This window comes from Bradyrhizobium sp. RD5-C2 (assembly GCF_019972155.1).
GTDB lineage: Bacteria > Pseudomonadota > Alphaproteobacteria > Rhizobiales > Xanthobacteraceae > Bradyrhizobium.
In genome coordinates, this window is record NZ_BOVL01000022.1 from 36,908 (window position 1) to 54,987 (window position 18,080).

General features: G+C 65.1%; 15 protein-coding genes. 8 read left to right on the forward strand and 7 right to left on the reverse strand.

The features are described 5' to 3' along the window. Positions 1–260: 260 nt before the first annotated feature. The 4 genes from BraRD5C2_RS28990 to BraRD5C2_RS29005 all read right to left on the reverse strand — a co-directional run bounded on the left by BraRD5C2_RS28990 (position 261) and on the right by BraRD5C2_RS29005 (position 6,978). Positions 261–3,410 carry an efflux RND transporter permease subunit gene (locus BraRD5C2_RS28990; RefSeq protein WP_223974476.1) on the reverse strand — a complete coding sequence of 1,050 codons (3,150 nt, stop codon included), beginning with the start codon at positions 3,408–3,410 and terminating at the stop codon, positions 261–263. A gap of 13 nt (positions 3,411–3,423) precedes the next feature. Then, positions 3,424–4,341 carry an efflux RND transporter periplasmic adaptor subunit gene (locus BraRD5C2_RS28995; protein ID WP_223974478.1) on the reverse strand — a complete coding sequence of 306 codons (918 nt, stop codon included), beginning with the start codon at positions 4,339–4,341 and terminating at the stop codon, positions 3,424–3,426. A gap of 254 nt (positions 4,342–4,595) precedes the next feature. Then, positions 4,596–5,243 carry an OmpA family protein gene (locus tag BraRD5C2_RS29000; protein ID WP_223974480.1) on the reverse strand — a complete coding sequence of 216 codons (648 nt, stop codon included), beginning with the start codon at positions 5,241–5,243 and terminating at the stop codon, positions 4,596–4,598. 142 nt (positions 5,244–5,385) lie between these two features. Next, the gene (locus BraRD5C2_RS29005; protein ID WP_223974481.1) at positions 5,386–6,978 is read right to left on the reverse strand and encodes a caspase family protein; all 1,593 of its coding nucleotides are present in this window, start codon (positions 6,976–6,978) and stop codon (positions 5,386–5,388) included. A gap of 380 nt (positions 6,979–7,358) precedes the next feature. Here BraRD5C2_RS29005 and BraRD5C2_RS29010 point away from each other — a divergent pair, with 380 nt between their 5' ends. Next, a complete protein-coding gene (locus BraRD5C2_RS29010; protein WP_223974482.1) occupies positions 7,359–8,165 on the forward strand; it encodes an N-acyl homoserine lactonase family protein in 807 nt (268 codons plus the stop codon). 8 nt (positions 8,166–8,173) lie between these two features. Then, entirely contained in the window at positions 8,174–9,109 is a 936-nt protein-coding gene (locus BraRD5C2_RS29015; RefSeq protein ID WP_223974964.1) for an NAD(P)-dependent oxidoreductase, read from the forward strand. Between the two features lie 286 nt (positions 9,110–9,395). Here the strand turns inward: BraRD5C2_RS29015 and BraRD5C2_RS29020 are convergent, their stop codons facing one another. Then, positions 9,396–9,956, reverse strand: a complete 561-nt coding sequence (locus tag BraRD5C2_RS29020) for a MarR family winged helix-turn-helix transcriptional regulator (protein WP_223974483.1) — start codon at positions 9,954–9,956, stop codon at positions 9,396–9,398. 176 nt (positions 9,957–10,132) lie between these two features. Between BraRD5C2_RS29020 and BraRD5C2_RS29025 the strand changes: the two genes are divergently transcribed. From BraRD5C2_RS29025 to fahA, 5 genes are all read left to right on the forward strand, one after another. Beyond that, on the forward strand, positions 10,133–11,758 hold the full coding sequence (locus tag BraRD5C2_RS29025) for an FAD-dependent oxidoreductase (RefSeq protein ID WP_223974484.1): 1,626 nt from the start codon (positions 10,133–10,135) through the stop codon (positions 11,756–11,758). Positions 11,759–11,768: 10 nt separating this feature from the next. Next, a complete protein-coding gene (locus BraRD5C2_RS29030) occupies positions 11,769–11,996 on the forward strand; it encodes a DUF2783 domain-containing protein (protein WP_223974485.1) in 228 nt (75 codons plus the stop codon). 28 nt (positions 11,997–12,024) lie between these two features. Further along, positions 12,025–12,978, forward strand: coding sequence for an MBL fold metallo-hydrolase (locus BraRD5C2_RS29035; RefSeq protein ID WP_223974486.1), 954 nt, complete (start codon positions 12,025–12,027; stop codon positions 12,976–12,978). Between the two features lie 2 nt (positions 12,979–12,980). Then, positions 12,981–14,327: a homogentisate 1,2-dioxygenase gene (gene hmgA, locus BraRD5C2_RS29040; RefSeq protein ID WP_223974488.1), complete on the forward strand. Its 1,347-nt coding sequence runs from the start codon at positions 12,981–12,983 to the stop codon at positions 14,325–14,327. Between the two features lie 186 nt (positions 14,328–14,513). Continuing rightward, positions 14,514–15,785, forward strand: coding sequence for a fumarylacetoacetase (fahA, locus tag BraRD5C2_RS29045; protein ID WP_223974490.1), 1,272 nt, complete (start codon positions 14,514–14,516; stop codon positions 15,783–15,785). A gap of 104 nt (positions 15,786–15,889) precedes the next feature. Here the strand turns inward: fahA and BraRD5C2_RS29050 are convergent, their stop codons facing one another. After that, positions 15,890–16,201, reverse strand: a complete 312-nt coding sequence (locus BraRD5C2_RS29050) for a DUF1272 domain-containing protein (protein WP_223974492.1) — start codon at positions 16,199–16,201, stop codon at positions 15,890–15,892. 86 nt (positions 16,202–16,287) lie between these two features. Then, positions 16,288–16,764 (reverse strand): Lrp/AsnC family transcriptional regulator, encoded by a 477-nt coding sequence (locus tag BraRD5C2_RS29055; protein ID WP_223974494.1) that lies wholly within the window; start codon positions 16,762–16,764, stop codon positions 16,288–16,290. A gap of 123 nt (positions 16,765–16,887) precedes the next feature. Between BraRD5C2_RS29055 and hppD the strand changes: the two genes are divergently transcribed. Beyond that, the gene (hppD, locus tag BraRD5C2_RS29060; protein WP_223974496.1) at positions 16,888–18,006 is read left to right on the forward strand and encodes a 4-hydroxyphenylpyruvate dioxygenase; all 1,119 of its coding nucleotides are present in this window, start codon (positions 16,888–16,890) and stop codon (positions 18,004–18,006) included. Positions 18,007–18,080: the final 74 nt, after the last annotated feature.

Genomic DNA, 18,080 nt, shown 5'->3' on the forward strand with positions numbered 1-18,080 from the left:
CCGGGCGATCCAGTACGCCGCGCCCCCTCGGCTCAAGCACCGCGGTCTCTGGAATACTGGATCACCCGCATGCGCGGGTGATGACACTGAGCAAGCTGAAGGGACGTCTGCACGATTTCTGGATAATGGAAAAATACCCCTGAGTTGCCCGACGAGTCAAGTTGCCGTGTCGAACGCGGTGGCCGCCGGCTACTGTGCATGGGGTTGTTTTCGATATTTTGGTGAGCGCCCCTTCGTGCGCTGACGCGCCGCGCCTCAATTCATTCTGCGGCGGGCGAGATCATGCTCGGCGGGCCGGGCTTCTTGGCCTTGTCAGCCTCGGGCTCGCTCGGGGTCAGCTCGTGGTCGGCATGCGAGACCACGAGCCGCTTGCCGAAGCGCCAGATCAGGTTGCCGATATCGTCCATCACCATGAACATCGCCGGCACGAACACCAGCGACAGCACGGTCGAGAAGATCAGGCCGCCGATCACCGCGAGCGCCATCGGCGAGCGGAATTCACCGCCGGCCCCGAACGCCAGCGCCGAGGGCATCATGCCGGCGGCCATCGCGATCGTGGTCATCACGATCGGGCGGGCGCGCTTCATGCCGGCGTCGATCATCGCATCCTCGCGCGCCTTGCCGTCGCGGATCGCCTCTACCGCGAATTCCACCAGCATGATGGCGTTCTTGGTGACGATGCCCATCAGCATCAGGATGCCGATCCACACCGGCGTGGTGAGCTGCTTGCCGGTCAGAAGCAGCGCGCCGATCGCGCCGCCGATCGAGAGCGGCAGCGAGAACAGGATGGTGATCGGCTGCAGGAACGTGCCGAACAGCAGCACCAGCACGGCATAGACCATCATCAGGCCGGCGGTGATCGCGGTGGCGAAGCCGTCGGACAGTTCGGCGAGGCTCTCGGCGTCGCCGGACGGGCTGACCCTCACGCCCTTCGGCAGGCTCTTCATCACAGGCAGATCGTAGATCAGCTTGGTGGCATCGCCGAGCGCGGCATTACCGACCAGGTCGGCCGCGACGGTGGCCTGCCGCTCGCGGTCGTAGCGGTTGATGCTGGTCGGGCCCTGATCGAGCTGGATGTCGGCGACGACGGAGAGCGGCACGCCGCCGCGTTCGCCGCGCTGGCCGAGCGGCACGCGCAGCTGCTCCAGCATCTGCAAATCGCTGCGCGCATTGTCCTCGAGCTGGACGCGGATCGGCACCTGACGCTCGCCGGCGTCGAACTTGGCCAGCGCCGGGCCGACGTCGCCGATGGTGGCGACGCGAATGGTCTGCGACAGGCTTTCGGTCGAGACGCCGAGCCGCGCCGCGAGCTCGGCGCGTGGGCGGATGCGCAGCTCGGGCCGGTCGAGCGCGGTCTCCGAGATCACGTTGGCGATGATCGGGATCCGCTTCATCTGCGTCGCCAGCTCGCTGGCGACGTTGTTGACGATGTTGCTGTCGGTGCCGGTGACCACCAGCGAGATGGCGCGCAGGCCGTTCTCGTCGAGGAACCAGAACCGGATATCGGGGACGTTATCGAGCTCCTTGCCGATCGACAGCTCCAGCTCGCGCTGGGTGATCCTGCGGTCCGCCTTCGGCGTGTAGTTGATGATCAACGCGGCGCGGCGCACTTCCTGGATACCCGGCGGCACGCGGCCGCCGTCGACGAATACGCTGCGCACCTCGGGCCGCTTGCGCAGCCGCGCCACGATCTCCTCGGTGACCTTCTCGGTATAGGCAAGCTGCGAGCCCGGCGGCAGCTCCATCGCCAGCAGCGAGCGCGCGGTGTCCTGCGCCGGCAGGAAGCCCTGCGGCAGCAGCGTGATGCTCCAGATCGACGCGGCGAACACCGCAAAGCCGATCAGCACGGTGATGTAATGGTGCTTCACCGACCAGGTGACGAGGCCGTGATAGCCGCGCAGGATGCGGCCGGGCGGCGGGTCGTCGTGGTCGTGATGCTTGAGGAAATAGGCCGCCAGCATCGGCGTCACGAAGCGCGCGGCGAGCAGCGAGAAGAACACCTGCACCGACACGGTGATGCCGAACTGCTTGAAGAACTGCCCGGCGATCCCGGACATGAAGCTCGCCGGCGCGAAGATCGCGATGATGGTGAGCGAGATCGCGATCACCGCGAGGCCGATCTCGTCGGCGGCCTCAAGCGCGGCCCGGTAGGGCGTCTTGCCCATCCGCATGTGGCGGACGATGTTCTCGATCTCGACGATGGCGTCGTCGACCAGGATGCCGGTCGACAGCGTGATGGCGAGGAAAGAGACCAGGTTGAGCGAGAAGCCGAGCAGGTCCATCGCCCAGAAGGCCGGGAAGATCGACAGCGGCAGCGAGACCGCCGCGATGATGGTGGCGCGCATGTCGCGCAGGAACAGCAGCACGATGATGACGGCGAGGATCGCGCCCTCGAACAAGGTCGAGATCGCGGCCTCGTAATTGCCCTTGGTGAACTCGACCGAGGTGTCGATCAGCTTGAGGTCGACGTCGGGATAGGCAACCTTCAGGGCGTCGATCCGCTTCTGCACCGCGGCCGCGACGACGACATCGCTGGCGCCCTTGGAGCGCTTGATGCCGAGCGCCACCACCGGCTCGCCGTTGAAGCGGGCGAAGGTGCGGCGGTCGGCGATGGTGTCGGTGACGGTGCCGAGATCGTCGAGCCGGATCTCTCCGCCGCCGAACAGCGGAATCATCGTCCCGGCGAGCTCATTTAGCGTCTTGGCGCCGGCAAGCGTCCGGATCGCCTGGTCGTTCTTGCCGATCTCGGCGCGGCCGCCGGCGACGTCGACATTGGTGCCGCGCAGGATCTGGCTGACATTGACCGCGGTGAGCCCCACCGCCTGCAGCTTGTCGGGATCGAGCGAGACCAGGATCTCGCGCTCGACACCGCCGATGCGCTCGACCTGGGCGACGCCGCGCACACCCTGCAGCGCGCGCTTGACCACGTCGTCGACGAAGTAAGAGAGCTGCTCCGGCGTCTTGCCGGGCGAGATCGCGGCATAGGTCACGATCGGTAGACCGATCACGTCGACGCGCTGGATCAACGGTTCGGTGACGTTCTGCGGCAGGTTGGCGCGCACCCGCGTCACGGCGTCCTTGACGTCGTTGAGCGCGCGATCGGTGTTGGTCTCCAGCGCAAACTGGATCGTGGTCACCGACAGGCCATCGGTGATCGAGGAGGAGATATGGCGCACGCCCTCGACGCCGGAGACGCCGTCCTCGATCGTCTTGGTGACCTGCGATTCAAGTTCGGAAGGCGCGGCGCCGAACTGCGAGACCGCGACCGAGATCACCGGAATGTCGGCGCTCGGCAGCCGCGTCACGGCGAGCTTGGTGAAGGAGACCCAGCCCAGCACCAGCAGGATGATCGAGAAGACGATCGAGGGAAGCGGGTTCCGGATCGACCATGCCGAGATGTTCAAAGCCATTAGCGTATCCGAATTAGCGTGATCGCGTGCGATCGAGTTCGTCGGCGAACATAGTCTTTATCTGGTCGCCGTCATGCAGCGAGGTGCCAGCATCGGCCACGACGATTTCGCCGACGTCGAGGCCTTCAAGGATTTCGGTCGAGGTGTCGGAGGTCAGCCCGACGCGCACCCTACGGGTCTCGACCGTGTTGCCCTTCACGACCTGCAGGGTCAGGCGGTCGATCGCGGTGCGCGGCACCGCGACGCCGCAGGAGCGCTTGGCGTCGATATTGGCGCGCGCGAACATGCCGACCTTCAGCGTCGGATTGTTGTTGATGGTGATGCGCACGTGCCCGAGCTGGGTGGCGCGGTCGATCTGCGGCGAGATCTGGCGGACCTTGCCGACGATATCGGGCGCATCGTCGCGGCTGATCCGGACATTGGCGCCGGGATTGAGCTTCAGGAGCTGGAAGCTCGGCACCTCGGCGTCGAGCTCGATCTCGTTGTTGACGGAGATCTTGAACATCGCCGGAGCCTGCGGCGAGGCCGGGGCGCCGGGCGCGGTGCGGACCTCGGTGACGAGGCCGGCGGCCGGCGCGCGCAGCACGATCGGCTTGGCATTGCCCTGCGCCGCCTGCTGCGGCGGCGGGGTCAGCCGCGCCAGTTCCTGGTTCTCGGTCACAATGTCACCTTCGCGAACCAGCACGTCGGTAACCTTGGAGCCGTCCTGGTCGACATTCACCTGCGCCTCGCGGCGCGGCACAATGAAGCCGGTGACGCGAACCATGTCGGAGAAGCAGGCATTGGTCGATTTCGTCACCACGACCAGCGCCTGGCCCGGCGTCTCCTTCTCCTCCGGATGGGAGCGGTGCTCGAACGCGTAATAGGCGATCGCCAGCGCGAGGAACACCACGGTGCCGAGCGCAGGCTTGAGGTATTGGGAAAAATGCATCGCCTGATCAATCCAGCACTTGGCGCGTATCGACAGTGATTGTCTTGGGCGCTCGTCGAAGTCTCATCTTGCCGTCGTAGTGTGCGGGCATCGGAAGGCCGGGTCCATTGTTCCGGATCATGCCCTGACGTCATGTGAGGCGGGTCACCTGTAGGCCGCTTTGGGCGTTCGCGCCAAAGCAAATGCGCCCCGCCGGGGTGCGGGACGCATTGTAACCTCAAAAAGGGGCCACGCCACCGCCCATCGCCTCTGGATCACTTGGCGGCGGTGTCCTTGTTTTCCATGTTCACGACCTGCACGCGCCGGTTGACATCCGCCATCGGGTGGCTCGGGTCCTTCAGCTTGCTCTTGCCATAGCCGACGGTGACGAGATCGGTGCCGTTGATGCCATATTTGTCGACCAGATAGCGCTTGATAGCGTCGGCGCGGCGCTCCGAGAGGCCCTGATTGTAGTCCTCGCCGCCGGCAGCGTCGGTGTGGCCGGCGACCACGAAGGTCGAGCCCTTCAGGTCCTGATTGGTCAAGGCGCGGCCGAGCGCCTGCACCGAGGGCAGCGACTTCGCGCTGACGTCGGCGGAGTTGTAGTCGAAGTTGATCTCGAGATCGATCTTCGGCTTGTCCTGGACGATGGTCGCGATTTCCTCGCGCTCGGTCGAGGACAGCGAGCGGGTGGCGCGGCCGCGGACGCTCTGCACGAATTTGGCCTGGTCGGCGCTCAGTCCGGGCGCGGTCTGCGGGCCGGCCGAGAGGCCGCGGGTCAGCGGCTTCTTCTCGGGCGTCAGCGCCTTGATGATCTGGTCCTCGGTCACGTCACCAGCGCGGGCGGCCGCCATGCCTGATAACAGCACGGCGCCGACGGTCACGATCGAAAGCATCGCGGCCCTTGCCGACGGCTTGAACATTTCGGTTCCTCCTGCGCCGGCTGGCGCGGTTCCATGCAGCTCTTTGGATTGATCGCGGGCATCGCTGCCCGGCACGCACCCTCTGATTAGTCGCGCAATTTCATCAGCGGTTCGAGCCGCAGGCAGGCCCCGGTTTCATGTGTCATTGCACGCCGTAGTCGGCGAATTCCTTGACGATATTCGGGTCCATCGCCTTGGCGTTGGCGATGTCGAGATCGCCTTCCGCGACCGCGCCGCTGCGCTTCTTGGCAAGGCCGCGCCCGTACAGCGACGAGGTCAGCCGCGGGTTGATCTTCAGCGCGGCGTCGAAATCGGCGATGGCGTTCTTGTTCTGCCCGCCCTTCAGATTCATCAGCCCGCGGCTGTCGAGCGCATCGACGAAATTCGGGCGCAGCCGCAGCGCCTCGTTGCAGTCCTTCAGGGCGGCCTGCAGGTCGCCGATCACGGTGCGGACCCAGCAGCGGTTGTTATAGGCCTCGACATCCTTCGGGTTCAGCCGCAGCGAATTGGTGAAATCCTTCACCGCGAGGTCGTAGGCGCCCTTGCTGGCAAAGACCTGGCCGCGGCGATACAGCGCAGCCGCGTCATCCGGGTTCTTGTCGAGCTTTTCGTTCAGGCCCTTGATCGTCGGATCATCCGCGAGAACAGGCGAATTGCTCGGGGCCGGCGTCGGCTGGATCACCACCGGCGGCGGAGGCGCGGGTGGCGGCAGCGCGATCTCGGGTCCCTTTGGGGGAGGCGGCGGTGCCGCCGGCGCTGTCGCGACCGGCTTCGGCGGCGCCGGTGGCGGCGTCGGCGCGGTTGCAGCCGGGGGCGTGGGTGTCGGCTTCGGCGTTGCAGCGGGTGGGGCTGGCGGAGCGGGCGGCGGCGAGACCGGCGGTGCCGTTGCCACCTCGGGCGACGGCGATGCTGCGGGCGCGGGCGCAGCGCTCGACGGTCCCGGTGCGCCGCCTGGACTGGCTGCGCCGCTTGGCGTGGCTGCGCCGGCTGGACTGAACGAGAAATCCTCGGCCAGCGACGACGAGATCCACGGCACCTGTTCCTGCCGCGAGGCGCGGGTGACGCCGACGCGGGTGCGGTTCAGCGTTTCCTCCGCCATCAGGTCGGGGGTGCGGATCTCCTTCAGCAGTTCCCGCACGAACAGGCTACGGTCGCTGCCATTGTCCGAGACCACCGACGACAGCGCGGCCGAATACATCACCAACGTGCCGTTGGGGGCGATCACCGGGGCGAGTCCCGCCGAGAAGCTGCGGAAGCGGCGCTCGAACGGGTTGCGCCTGGAGGCGTCGACCAGGGCGATCTTCACCCCGGCGCCGCGGCTATTGATCTCGCCGAGCACGGTCTCGAGGCTGAAGCCGTCGCGGCGGACGTCGGCCTCGGCCCAGATCTGGGCATCGATCGGGATCATGTAGCTCTGCCGGTTCGACTGGATGCCGTAACCCGAGAAGAAGATCAGCGCGACCGAGCCCGGCTTGATCTTGCCATAGAGCCGGTCGAAGGCGCGGCGCATGCCATCGCCGGTCAGGTTCTCGCCGACCTCGACGGTGAAGCCATCGCGCTTGAGCTCGTCGGCGACGTCGCGGGCGTCGTTGACCGGCTCCTTCAGCGGCGCGTCGGCGTCGGGATATTTGGCATTGCCGATGACCAGCGCGAAACGATCGCCGGCAGCGACGGACAGGGTGGGCGACGCGATTGAAAAAATCAGCGTGGCGAGCAAGGCAAGGCGGATTTTCATAATCGCGGCTAATCCAGATCGCGGCATTGCAATGAAATGGCGCCGCTTTCAGCCTGCGCCCCGGGGACCTTACTCTAGCGAAAATCCATTATCAAACCACGGTCAAACCCCCGTCAACGGCCTGCGGCACCATCGCTAATCGCGGCGGCGGTAACGAGGCCGCAGTGCAACAGCCGCGATCATGGCGGCCATCGCCTCCGTGGCATGGTGCAGGTTCATGCGACCGGATAGTGTGATTGCATTCACAGAGGCTTGTGCAGTGGTTTGGGCCGACCTGTCATGCGCTCGTCGCACTTTGCGCGGTTTGACCTTTGCGCGAGGCGATGGCTTTGTGGTCGGGACGCCAAGCCATTCAAGAACAGCCAACAAGAGCGAAACCGATGGGAAACGCCTACGAAATCTACGCCCTGCGCTATGCGACGATGTCGCCGCGCACGCCCCACCTCAATTTCCTGGTGCCCGATCCGCACGACACCACGGCGCAGGATCTCGATTATTTCGTCTGGCTGATCCGCGGCCACGGCCGCGACATCCTGGTCGACACCGGCTTCAACGCCGAGGAGGCCAAGGCGCGCGCCCGCAAGCTGACGCTCAACCCGGTCGATGCGCTGGCCGCCTTCGGTGTCAGTGCCGATGCGATCCGCGACGTCATCGTGACCCATCTGCATTATGACCACGCCGGCAATCTGGATCGCTTCCCGAACGCCAAATTCCATCTGCAGGAACGCGAGATGAGCTACGCGACCGGCCGCTGCATGTGCAACGGCATGCTGCGCCATCCGTTCTCCATTGAACACGTCACGCAGATGGTGCGCCATGTCTACGGCGAGCGCGTCACCTTCCATTCCGGCGACGGCGAGATCGCGCCCGGCGTCACCGTGCATCGCGTCGGCGGCCATTCCGACGGCCTGCAGGTGGTGCGGGTTGATACCGCGCGCGGCCCGGTGGTGCTGGCGTCGGACGCCGCGCATTATTATGCGAACCTGCACAAGAAGAGCCCGTTCCCGATCGTCTACAATGTCGGCGACATGGCGCAGGGCTGGGAGACCGTCGAGCGGCTTGCCGGTCATCCCGACCGCTTCATTCCAGGCCACGATCCGATCGTCAGCGAGATCTATCCGCGCGCCAGCGACAAGGTCGATGCGTTCGCGCTGCATCTGGCGCCGTCGCGATCGTTCGCGAAATAGCCTCGCCGATCGGGCAAGGCGTATCTGCAACACCTCAAGAAACGTCAAAAAGAAGAAGCGATATGACTGCATACAAGACTCTCGGATTCATCGGCCTCGGCGTGATGGGTGAGCCGATTTGCCGCAACCTGGTCAAGAAGAGCTGCAAGCGCGTCGTGGTGTTCGACCTCGCGGCTGAGCCGCTGCAACGACTACGCGCTGACGGCGCCGATGTGGCTGAAACGGTCGCCGATGTCATCAAGCAGAGCGACGTGCTGTTCCTCTGCCTGCCGAGCGCGAAACATGTGCGCGCGGTGTTCGAGGGTGACGGCATCCTGAAGAATGCGAGGGCCGGCCAGGTCGTGGTCGATCTCGGTACGTCTTCGGTCAGCCAGACCCGCGACTTCGCCGGGCAGTTGCAAGCCAAGGGCGCGGCCTGGGCCGACGCGCCGATCGCGCGCACCCGGCAGGCGGCGCAGGACGGCACGCTCAGCGTGATGGTCGGTGCGGTGCCCGTGCTCTATGCCGCGATCGAGCCCTTGATCCGCTGCTTTGCCACCGACGTCACCAATTGCGGCGAGGTCGGCGCAGGGCAGGTGACCAAGATCCTCAACAACATGGTGCTGTTCGAGACCGTGAACGCGCTGGCTGAGGCGGTTGCGGTGGCGAAGCACAATGGCGTCGATCCGAAGCTCTTGCTGGAAACCCTGTCGAAGGGCTCGGCCGACAGCTTTGCGCTGCGCAACCACGGCATGAAGGCGATCGTGCCCGGCGTGTTTCCGGAGCGCGCGTTCTCGACCGAATATGCGCTGAAGGATCTGTCCTACGCGCTGGAGCTCGCCGCCGACGCCGGCATCAAGATCCGCGGCGCGGAGCTGATCGGCACCGTGCTACAGGAGGCGATCGACAAGGGATCGAAGGATAATTATTTCCCTGTGATCGCGAAGCATATCGGCGGGGCGTAAATCCCTCCATCGTCATTCCGGGGCTCGCGAAGCGAGAGCCCGGAATCCATTCCACCACGAGTAATGCGGCTCGATGGATTCCGGGCTCGTGCTGCGCGCGCCCCGGAATGAAATCGGAGGGAGCCGCGGGCAAACATTCCACACCGTCACCCCCGCGCAACGGCATCGCCGTTGTCGCTGGAGGAGCGCGCTCTTGCGCGCGTCTCGAAGGGTCGACGGCCACCAGCCGGGCCGTGCATCCTTCGAGACGCGCTACGCGCTCCTCAGGATGACGGGTTGAGTGAGCCTAATACACGTCCTTGGCGTCGGCTTCTTCGCTGGTCTGCACCAGCTCGAGGCTGGTCTCGACCTTGCCGAGCAGGCGCGCGAGATCGCGGCGCTCCTGTGCGGACAGGCAGGACAGGATCTCCTGCTCCTTGCGCAGCAGGCGCGGGATCAGCTCTTCATACAGCGCCTGGCCCTTCCTGGTCAGTCGCAGGCGGAATTCGCGGCGGTCGTCGGCGTTCTCGACGCGCTCCACGATCTCGCGCTCCATCAGCGCCGACACCGCGCGGCTGATGGTGGATTTATGCGTGCGGGTGCAATGCGCGATGTATTGCGCGCTGCAGGGATCATTGCGGAAACCGAGCGTCGCGAGCACGCGCCACTCGGGAATATCGAGGCCGTAACGCGCCTGATATTCGCTCGATAGCGCCGAGGACACCTCGGCCGCCAGCCGGTTCAGGCGGAACGGCATGAAGTGGAAGAGGTCGAGGCGCTTTTTGGTCGGCGCGGTATTGTCGCGCGCATCCGCTTCCACGGCGCTGCGCGGCCGCATCGGAGGCTGGCTTGCAGAGGTCCTGGCCAAAAATTCCTCCAATTTGAGTTGACGGCGAGCCCGACTGGGAGTTTAAGATAGTTGCAAGTGAGACTAATTTAGCAAGGTCGCGGCCGGCCCGCAAGGTCTTGTCGCAAGCCGGTCACACAAGCCGCAGTCCGAGCCACGGACAAGGGCCGGCGCCAGGGAACATCCAGGGTCAAGCAATGGCAGCCAACACGGCACAGGCCAAAACCCAGTTCGGCTATCGCCGTCATCCCGACCAGGAGCGGTCGGGCGCCAATGTGGCGGAGTACCCGGTCGTGGTGGTCGGCGCCGGGCCGGTGGGGCTGTCGCTCGCGATCGATCTTGCGCAGCGCGGCCAGCGCGTGGTGCTGCTCGACGATGCCGACCGGATCGGCGAAGGCTCGCGCGCGATCTGCTTCTCGAAACGCTCGCTGGAATTCTGGGATCGCCTCGGCGTCGGCGACCGCATGGTCGAGAAGGGCGTGGTGTGGAGCGTCGGCAAGATTTTTCACGGCGCCTCGCAGCTCTACCAGTTCAATTTGCTGCCCGAAGAGGGCCACAAGCGGCCCGCCTTCATCAATCTGCAGCAGTTCTACGCCGAGGCCTATCTGGTCGACCGGGTCGAGCAGCTGCCTGAAATCGATCTGCGCTGGCGCAACAAGGTGATCGCGCTGGAGAGCCGCAACGATGGCGTCGCGTTGACCATCGCGACCCCGGAAGGCGCGTACCAGGTACACGCCTCCTTCGTCGTGGCTTGCGACGGCGCCCGTTCCTCGCTGCGGCAGATGGTCGGTGCGGATTTTGCGGGGCAGGTGTTCGAGGACCAGTTCCTGATCGCCGACGTCAAGATGACCGCGGCGTTCCCGACCGAGCGCTGGTTCTGGTTCGATCCGCCGTTCCATGCGGGGCGCTCGGCGCTGCTGCACAAGCAGCCGGACGACATCTGGCGGATCGATCTGCAGCTCAATCCGGATGCCGATCCGGTGGCCGAGAAGCAGCCCGAGAATGTCCGGCCGCGGATCGAGCGCATGCTCGGGCATGACAAGTTCGAGTTCGAATGGATCTCGCTGTACAAGTTCCAGTGCCGCCGGATGGCAAAATTCATCCACGGCCGCGTGATCTTCGCCGGCGATTCCGCGCACCAGGTCTCGCCGTTCGGTGCGCGCGGCGCCAATTCCGGGCTCGAGGACGCGGAGAATCTGGCGTGGAAGCTCGACCGCGTGCTGCGCCGGCTGTCGCCGGAGGGCCTGCTGGAGACCTATCACATCGAGCGCAGTGCGGCGGCGGATGAGAACATCCGCGAGTCCACCCGCTCGACCGATTTCATGGCGCCGGTGACGCGGCAGGAGGCGCGGCTCCGCGAAGCGGTGCTCTCGCTCGCCAAGGACACCGAGTTCGGCAAACGCATGGTCAATGGCGGCCGGCTGTCGGTGCCGTCGGTCTACGACACGCCGCTGTCGAGCGGCGACCGCGACAGCTGGCGCGGCGGCCCGCGGCCGGGCGCCTCGATGCTGGACGCGCCGGTGACCGAGCAGGGCGGCGGTTCCAGCTATCTGACCGACGTTTTTATCAGGCAGGGAACGCGTTTCACGCTGCTGGAGTTTGGCAATGGCGCGGCTGTCGATGTCCCTGACGGCGTCGGCACGATCCGCGTTGGCGGCGAGGGCGGGTTGGTCGACGCGCAGGGCCTTGCCGGCAAGCGCTACGACGCCGAGCCCGGCACCGCCTATCTGCTGCGGCCGGACGGCTATGTCGCGGCGCGCTTCCGGAACGCCGCGCGGCCGACACTCGATGCGGCGCTGGCGCGCGCCGCCGGCCTGAACTGAGGATTTTGCGATGGCGCTGTCGACCAGTTCGAACTTTGCAAAGCCCGATGACGCCTTCCGCGCCATCGTCGAGGCGCATCGCGGGCTCACCGAGGCGCAGAGCGCCGATCTCGATGCCGCGCTGGTTCTGGTGCTCGCCAACCACATCGGCGATCTCGACGTGCTGCGCGAGGCGATTACGCTGGCGAAGCGGCGGACGCTGGACGCGAGCCAGCAGCAACAACAGCAACAACAATAGCACTGATCAAACGGACAGGATTGAACTGATGGCCAAAGGTTTCGCATCGACCACGGATCTCGCGGAAAAGAAAGTCACCTTCTCCGAGATCGGCACCGATCTCTACGCCTTCACCGCCGAGGGCGATCCCAACACCGCCGTTATCGTCGGCGAGGACGGCTGCCTGGTGTTCGACGCGCAGGCGACGCCCGCGATGGCCAACAAGGTGATCGAGCGGGTCAAGACCGTCACCGACAAGCCGATCAAGTACGTCGTGTTGTCGCATTATCACGCGGTGCGCGTGCTCGGCGCCTCGGCCTATCACGCACAGGGCATCGTCGCCTCGCAGGAGACGCACCGGCTGATCCAGGAGCGCGGCCAGCAGGATTGGGATTCCGAATACGGCCGCTTCCCGCGGCTGTTCCAGGATGCCGCGAGCATTCCCGGACTGACCTGGCCGACGCTGACCTTCGAGGGCGAGATGTCGATCTATCTCGGCAAGCGCGAGGTGCGGCTGATGCAGCTCGGCGCCGGCCACACTTCGGGCGATATCGTCGCCTGGGTGCCGGATGCCGAGGTGATGTTCTCCGGCGACCTGATCGAATATCACTCGGCCTGCTATTGCGGCGATGCGCATCTGCGCGAATGGCCGATGACCTTGAACGAGATCCGCGCCTTCAATCCGAAGGCGATCGCGCCGGGCCGCGGCGATGCGCTGAAGGGCCTCGAGACCGGGCGCGATGCCATCGCGATGACCCGCGATTTCGTCACCACGCTCTACGGCGCCGCCGAATCCTCCGTCGCCAAGGGCCGCAGCCTGAAGGAATCAATGGCGGCGACGCGTGAGGTGATGGATCCGAAGTTCTCGAAATTCGCGATCTACGAGCACTGCCTGCCGTTCAATGTTTCGCGTGCCTACGACGAAGCGTCCGGGATCGACGATCCCGTGATCTGGACCGACAAGCGCGACCAGGAAATGTGGGCCGCCCTGCAAGGAGGATAGCGATGAACATCAACACCTCGCCTGATCAGATCGTTCGCAGCTCGGGGCAAGTCACGCCGGGCTACATGTCCGGCTTCGGCAACAGCTTTGAGACCGAGGCACTGCCCGGCGCGCTGCCGATGGGGCGCAACTCGCCGCAGCGCTGCGCCTATGGGCTCTATGCCGAGCAGCTGTCGGGCTCGCCGTTCACGGCGCCGCGCGGCACCAATGAGCGCTCATGGTTGTACCGCATCCGTCCATCCGTGCGGCACTCCGGCCGCTTCGCCAAGGCAGATAGCGGGCTGTGGCGCACCGCGCCTTGCCACGAATACGACATGCCGATCGCGCAACTGCGCTGGGATCCCGCGCCGATCCCGAAGCAAGACATGACCTTCCTGCAGGGCGTGCAGACCATGACCACAGCCGGCGACGCCAATACGCAGGCCGGCATGGCGGCGCACATCTATCTCATCACCAAATCGATGGTCGATCAGCATTTCTACAATGCCGACGGCGAGATGATGTTTGTGCTGCAGCAGGGCAATCTGCGCCTCGTCACCGAATTCGGCCGCATCGATGCCGAGCCGGGCGAGATCGTGGTGATCCCGCGCGGCGTGAAATTCCGCGTCGAGATTCCGAATGGCCCCGCGCGCGGCTATCTCTGCGAGAACTACGGCGGCGCCTTCACACTGCCGGAGCGCGGCCCGATCGGCGCCAATTGCCTGGCGAATTCGCGCGACTTCCTGACGCCGGTAGCTGCCTACGAGGACAAGGACACTCCGACCGAACTCTACGTGAAGTGGGGCGGCGCGCTGTTCAAGACCACATTGCCGCATTCGCCGATCGACGTCGTCGCCTGGCACGGCAATTACGCGCCCTATAAATACGACCTGCGCACCTTCTCGCCGGTCGGGGCGATCGCGTTCGATCATCCCGATCCATCGATCTTCACGGTATTGACGTCGCCGTCGGAGACCGCGGGCACCGCGAACATCGACTTCGTGATCTTCCCCGAGCGCTGGATGGTGGCCGACAACACCTTCCGTCCGCCGTGGTACCACATGAACATCATGTCGGAGTTCATGGGCCTGATCTACGGTGTCTACGACGCCAAGCCGCAGGGCTTCGTGCCGGGCGGCATCAGCCTGCACAACATGATGCTGCCGCACGGTCCCGACCGCGAAGCCTTCGAGCACGCGAGCAACAGCGAGCTGAAGCCGGTGAAGCTGACCGGCACGATGGCCTTCATGTTCGAGACCCGCTACCCGCAGCGCGTGACGCAGCACGCCGCGACGTCATCGACGCTGCAGGACGATTACTCGGATTGCTGGAAGGGGTTGGAGAAGAAGTTCGACCCGACCAAGCCGTGACCTTACCCTCCCCTGGAGGGGGAGGGTCGACGCGAATGAAATGAGCGGCGGGGTGGGGTGACAGTCTCTCCCTTGAGGCAGTACCCGAGTGGAGGGATCACCCCACCCTTCGCTCCATGCGAGCCGACCCTCCCCTCCAGGGGAGGGTGGCGAAAGTGGCACCACCATCATTGCATCGAGAAAACGATGACCCACCCCAACGACCCAAAACTCCGCTCCTTCATCGACGTCGCGCCGACCTCCGACTTCCCGATCCAGAACCTGCCGTATGGCGTGTTCTCGTCGAAGGACGGCCTTGCGCCGCGTGTCGGCGTTGCGATCGGCGACTATGTGCTCGACCTCTGGGAGCTCGAGCAGGACTCGCGGCTCGATGTTGGGCCGCTCGGCGTGTTCTCGCAGCCGTCGCTCAACGCGTTCATGGCGCTCGGGCCGAAGGTGTGGTCGGCGACGCGGGCGCGGATCAGCGAGCTGTTGCGCGCCGATCATCCGGAGCTGCGCGACAACAGGGAGTTGCGGGCGCGGGCGCTGGTACCGATGGCTGACGTTAGGCTGCACATGCCGTTCGCCGTCTCGGGCTACACCGATTTCTATTCGTCGAAGGAGCACGCCACCAATGTCGGCGTCATGTTCCGCGGCAAGGACAATGCGCTGCAGCCGAACTGGCTGCACATGCCGATCGGCTACAACGGCCGCGCCTCGACCGTGGTGGTTGGAGGCACCAAGGTGCGGCGGCCGCGCGGGCAGCTGAAGCCGCCGACCGCAGACGTGCCGAGCTTCGGCGCCTGCAAGCGGCTCGACTTCGAGCTCGAGATGGGCGTCGTGGTTGGCCAGGCGTCAGCGATGGGCGAGATGCTGACCGAGAAGCAGGCTGAAGAAATGATCTTCGGCTTCGTCATCCTCAACGACTGGAGCGCGCGCGACATCCAGCAGTGGGAGTACGTGCCGCTCGGGCCGTTCCAGGCCAAGGCGTTCGCGACCTCGATCAGCCCGTGGGTGGTGACGCGCGAGGCGCTGGAGCCGTTCCGCATGCAGGGCCCGGCGCAGCAGCCGGAGCCGCTGGCGTACCTGAAGCAGACCCAGCCGAACAATTACGACATGCAGCTCGATGTGAGCTTGCGCGCCGGTGCGATGAACGAAGCGAAGACAATCTGCAGCACCAACTTCAAATACATGTACTGGTCGTCGGTGCAGCAGCTGGTGCACCACGCCTCCAGCGGCTGCGCGATGAACGTCGGCGACCTCTTAGGCAGCGGCACGATCTCCGGTCCCGAAAAGCACCAGCGCGGCAGCCTCCTGGAAATCAGCTGGAACGGCACCGAGCCGGTCGAGCTTGGCAGCGGTGTGACGCGCTCGTTCCTCGAAAACGGCGACTCGCTGGTCATGCGAGGCTGGTGCCAGGGCGACGGCTACCGCGTCGGCTTTGGCGAGGTCGAAGGTACGATCGTCGCAGCGGAGTAAGTTGTTTCTCCGTCATTGCGAGGAGCGAAGCGACGACGCAATCCATCTATCCCCGAATAGAGAGGATGGATTGCTTCGCTTCGCTCGCAATGACGAGCGGAAACTCACCGCTCCTCCGGCCTGACATCCCTCAGCCGCGCCGTGTTCGCCGCGCAGTCCTCGAGGCTGTATTTCAGATGCACCCGCTTGTCTGACGGCGGCTGGTTCACGGTGCAGACGCCGGGGCGCCACGGCTTGGCCGGGCGGATCGGCCGCGGTGCGAAGCCGCCGCCGCAGTTCGGGCAGACATTGCCGAGCTTGGTCTCTGCGCAGTCCGCACAGAACGTGCATTCGTACGAACATATCCGCGCCTCCAGCGCGCTCGGTGGCAGGTCCTTGTCGCAATACTCGCAGTTCGGTCGCAGCTGCAGCGCCATGGTCGTCTCTCTTGCGGGATGTTGGAGGAATGATCGCAAATCGGGCGGGGAAAGCGAATGACGGATTTCCCTCGATTTGCGCCAGCTCAGGTTTGCAGAGCCTTCAACGGCAGCCTGGTGCTCTCCTTCAGGCGGTCGAGCACGATCGAGGAGCGCACATGCGCGACGCTCTGGTGCGGCATCAGCACGTTGTTGACGATGTCGGACAGGCTCTTGAGGTCGCGCAGCATCACCTTGAGCACGTAATCGGCATCGCCGGTCAGCGCATAGGCTTCCTGGATGTCGTCGACGCGGTTGACCAGTTCGCGAAACCGCTTCGCGTTGTCGGGCGAGTGGGTCGCAAGCGTGATGTGGATGAAGGCGATCAGGCCGAAGCCAAGCGCCTCGCCGGCGAGGTCGGCGTGGTAGCCCGCGATCACCTTCTCCTCCTCCAGCCGCATCCGCCGCCGCGAGCATTGCGAGGCGGAGAGCCCGACCAGGTCGGCGAGTTGCTGGTTGGTCAGCCGGCCGTCGTCTTGCAGCGCGGCGAGCATTTTAAGGTCGAAGGCATCGACGTCTGGCATGCGCGAATGGTCCATTTCATGCACGGATCGTGCGCAATTCTAGCAAATCAGGGGCTATTTTGCACGCACGTTGCGCAGCAGGTGACGGAAACTGATCTCCAGACAAATCAGGGAGTTACCGTCATGGGTCCGTTTCCGCACGATGCGCCGCCGGCCGAAATCAGCGTTGAGAACCCGATGGGCACCGACGGTTTCGAGTTCGTCGAATATGCCCACCCCAACCCCGGCGAGCTGCATGCCCTGTTCAAGCTGATGGGTTTTGTCGCGGTCGCCCACCACAAGACCAAGAAGATCACGGTCTATCGTCAGGGCGACATCAACTATCTCGTCAACGAAGAGCCGAGCACTCACGGCTTCAACTTCGTCGCCGCGCACGGCCCTTGCGCGCCGTCGATGGCGTTCCGCGTGGTCGATGCGAAGCATGCCTATGAGCGCGCGATCGCGCTCGGCGCCGAGCCGGCGGAGGTGTCGTCCGCGGAGAAGACGCTCGATGTGCCCGCGATCAAGGGCATCGGCGGCAGCCTGCTCTATTTCGTCGACCGCTACGGCGCCAAGGGCTCGGCCTATGATGCCGAATTTGAGTGGTTGGGCGCCGCCAACCCGCGCCCCGCGGGCTCCGGCCTCTATTACGTCGATCACCTCACCCACAACGTCCATCGCGGTCGGATGGATGTCTGGACCGGCTTCTATGCCAAGCTGTTCAACTTCCGCCAGATCCGCTTCTTCGACATCGAGGGCCGCGCGTCCGGCCTGTTCTCCCGCGCGTTGACCAGCCCTGACGGCAAGATCCGGATTCCGATCAACGAGGATGCCGGCGATTCCGGACAGATCGAGGAATATCTCAACATCTATCGCGGCGAGGGCATCCAGCACATCGCCTGCGGCGCGCGCGATATCCATTCGACGGTCGAGACGCTGCGCGCCGACGGCCTGCCGTTCATGCCGTCGCCGCCCGAGACCTATTTCGAGCGGATCGATGCCCGCCTGCCGCAGCATGGCGAGGACACCGCGAGGCTCAAGACCAACGGCATCCTGATCGACGGCGAGGGCGTGGTCGATGGCGGCCAGACCAAGGTGCTGCTGCAGATCTTCTCAGCGAACGCGATCGGGCCGATCTTCTTCGAATTCATCCAGCGCAAGGGCGACGACGGTTTCGGCGAAGGCAACTTCAAGGCGCTGTTCGAATCGATCGAGGAAGACCAGATCCGCCGCGGCGTGCTCAAGGTCGATCACGCGGCGTAGGCACAGCGTAGCGTGCCGCGCTAGCGTACCGCCAACAGGTGTCGTCCCGGCGAACGCCGGGACCCATACCGCGG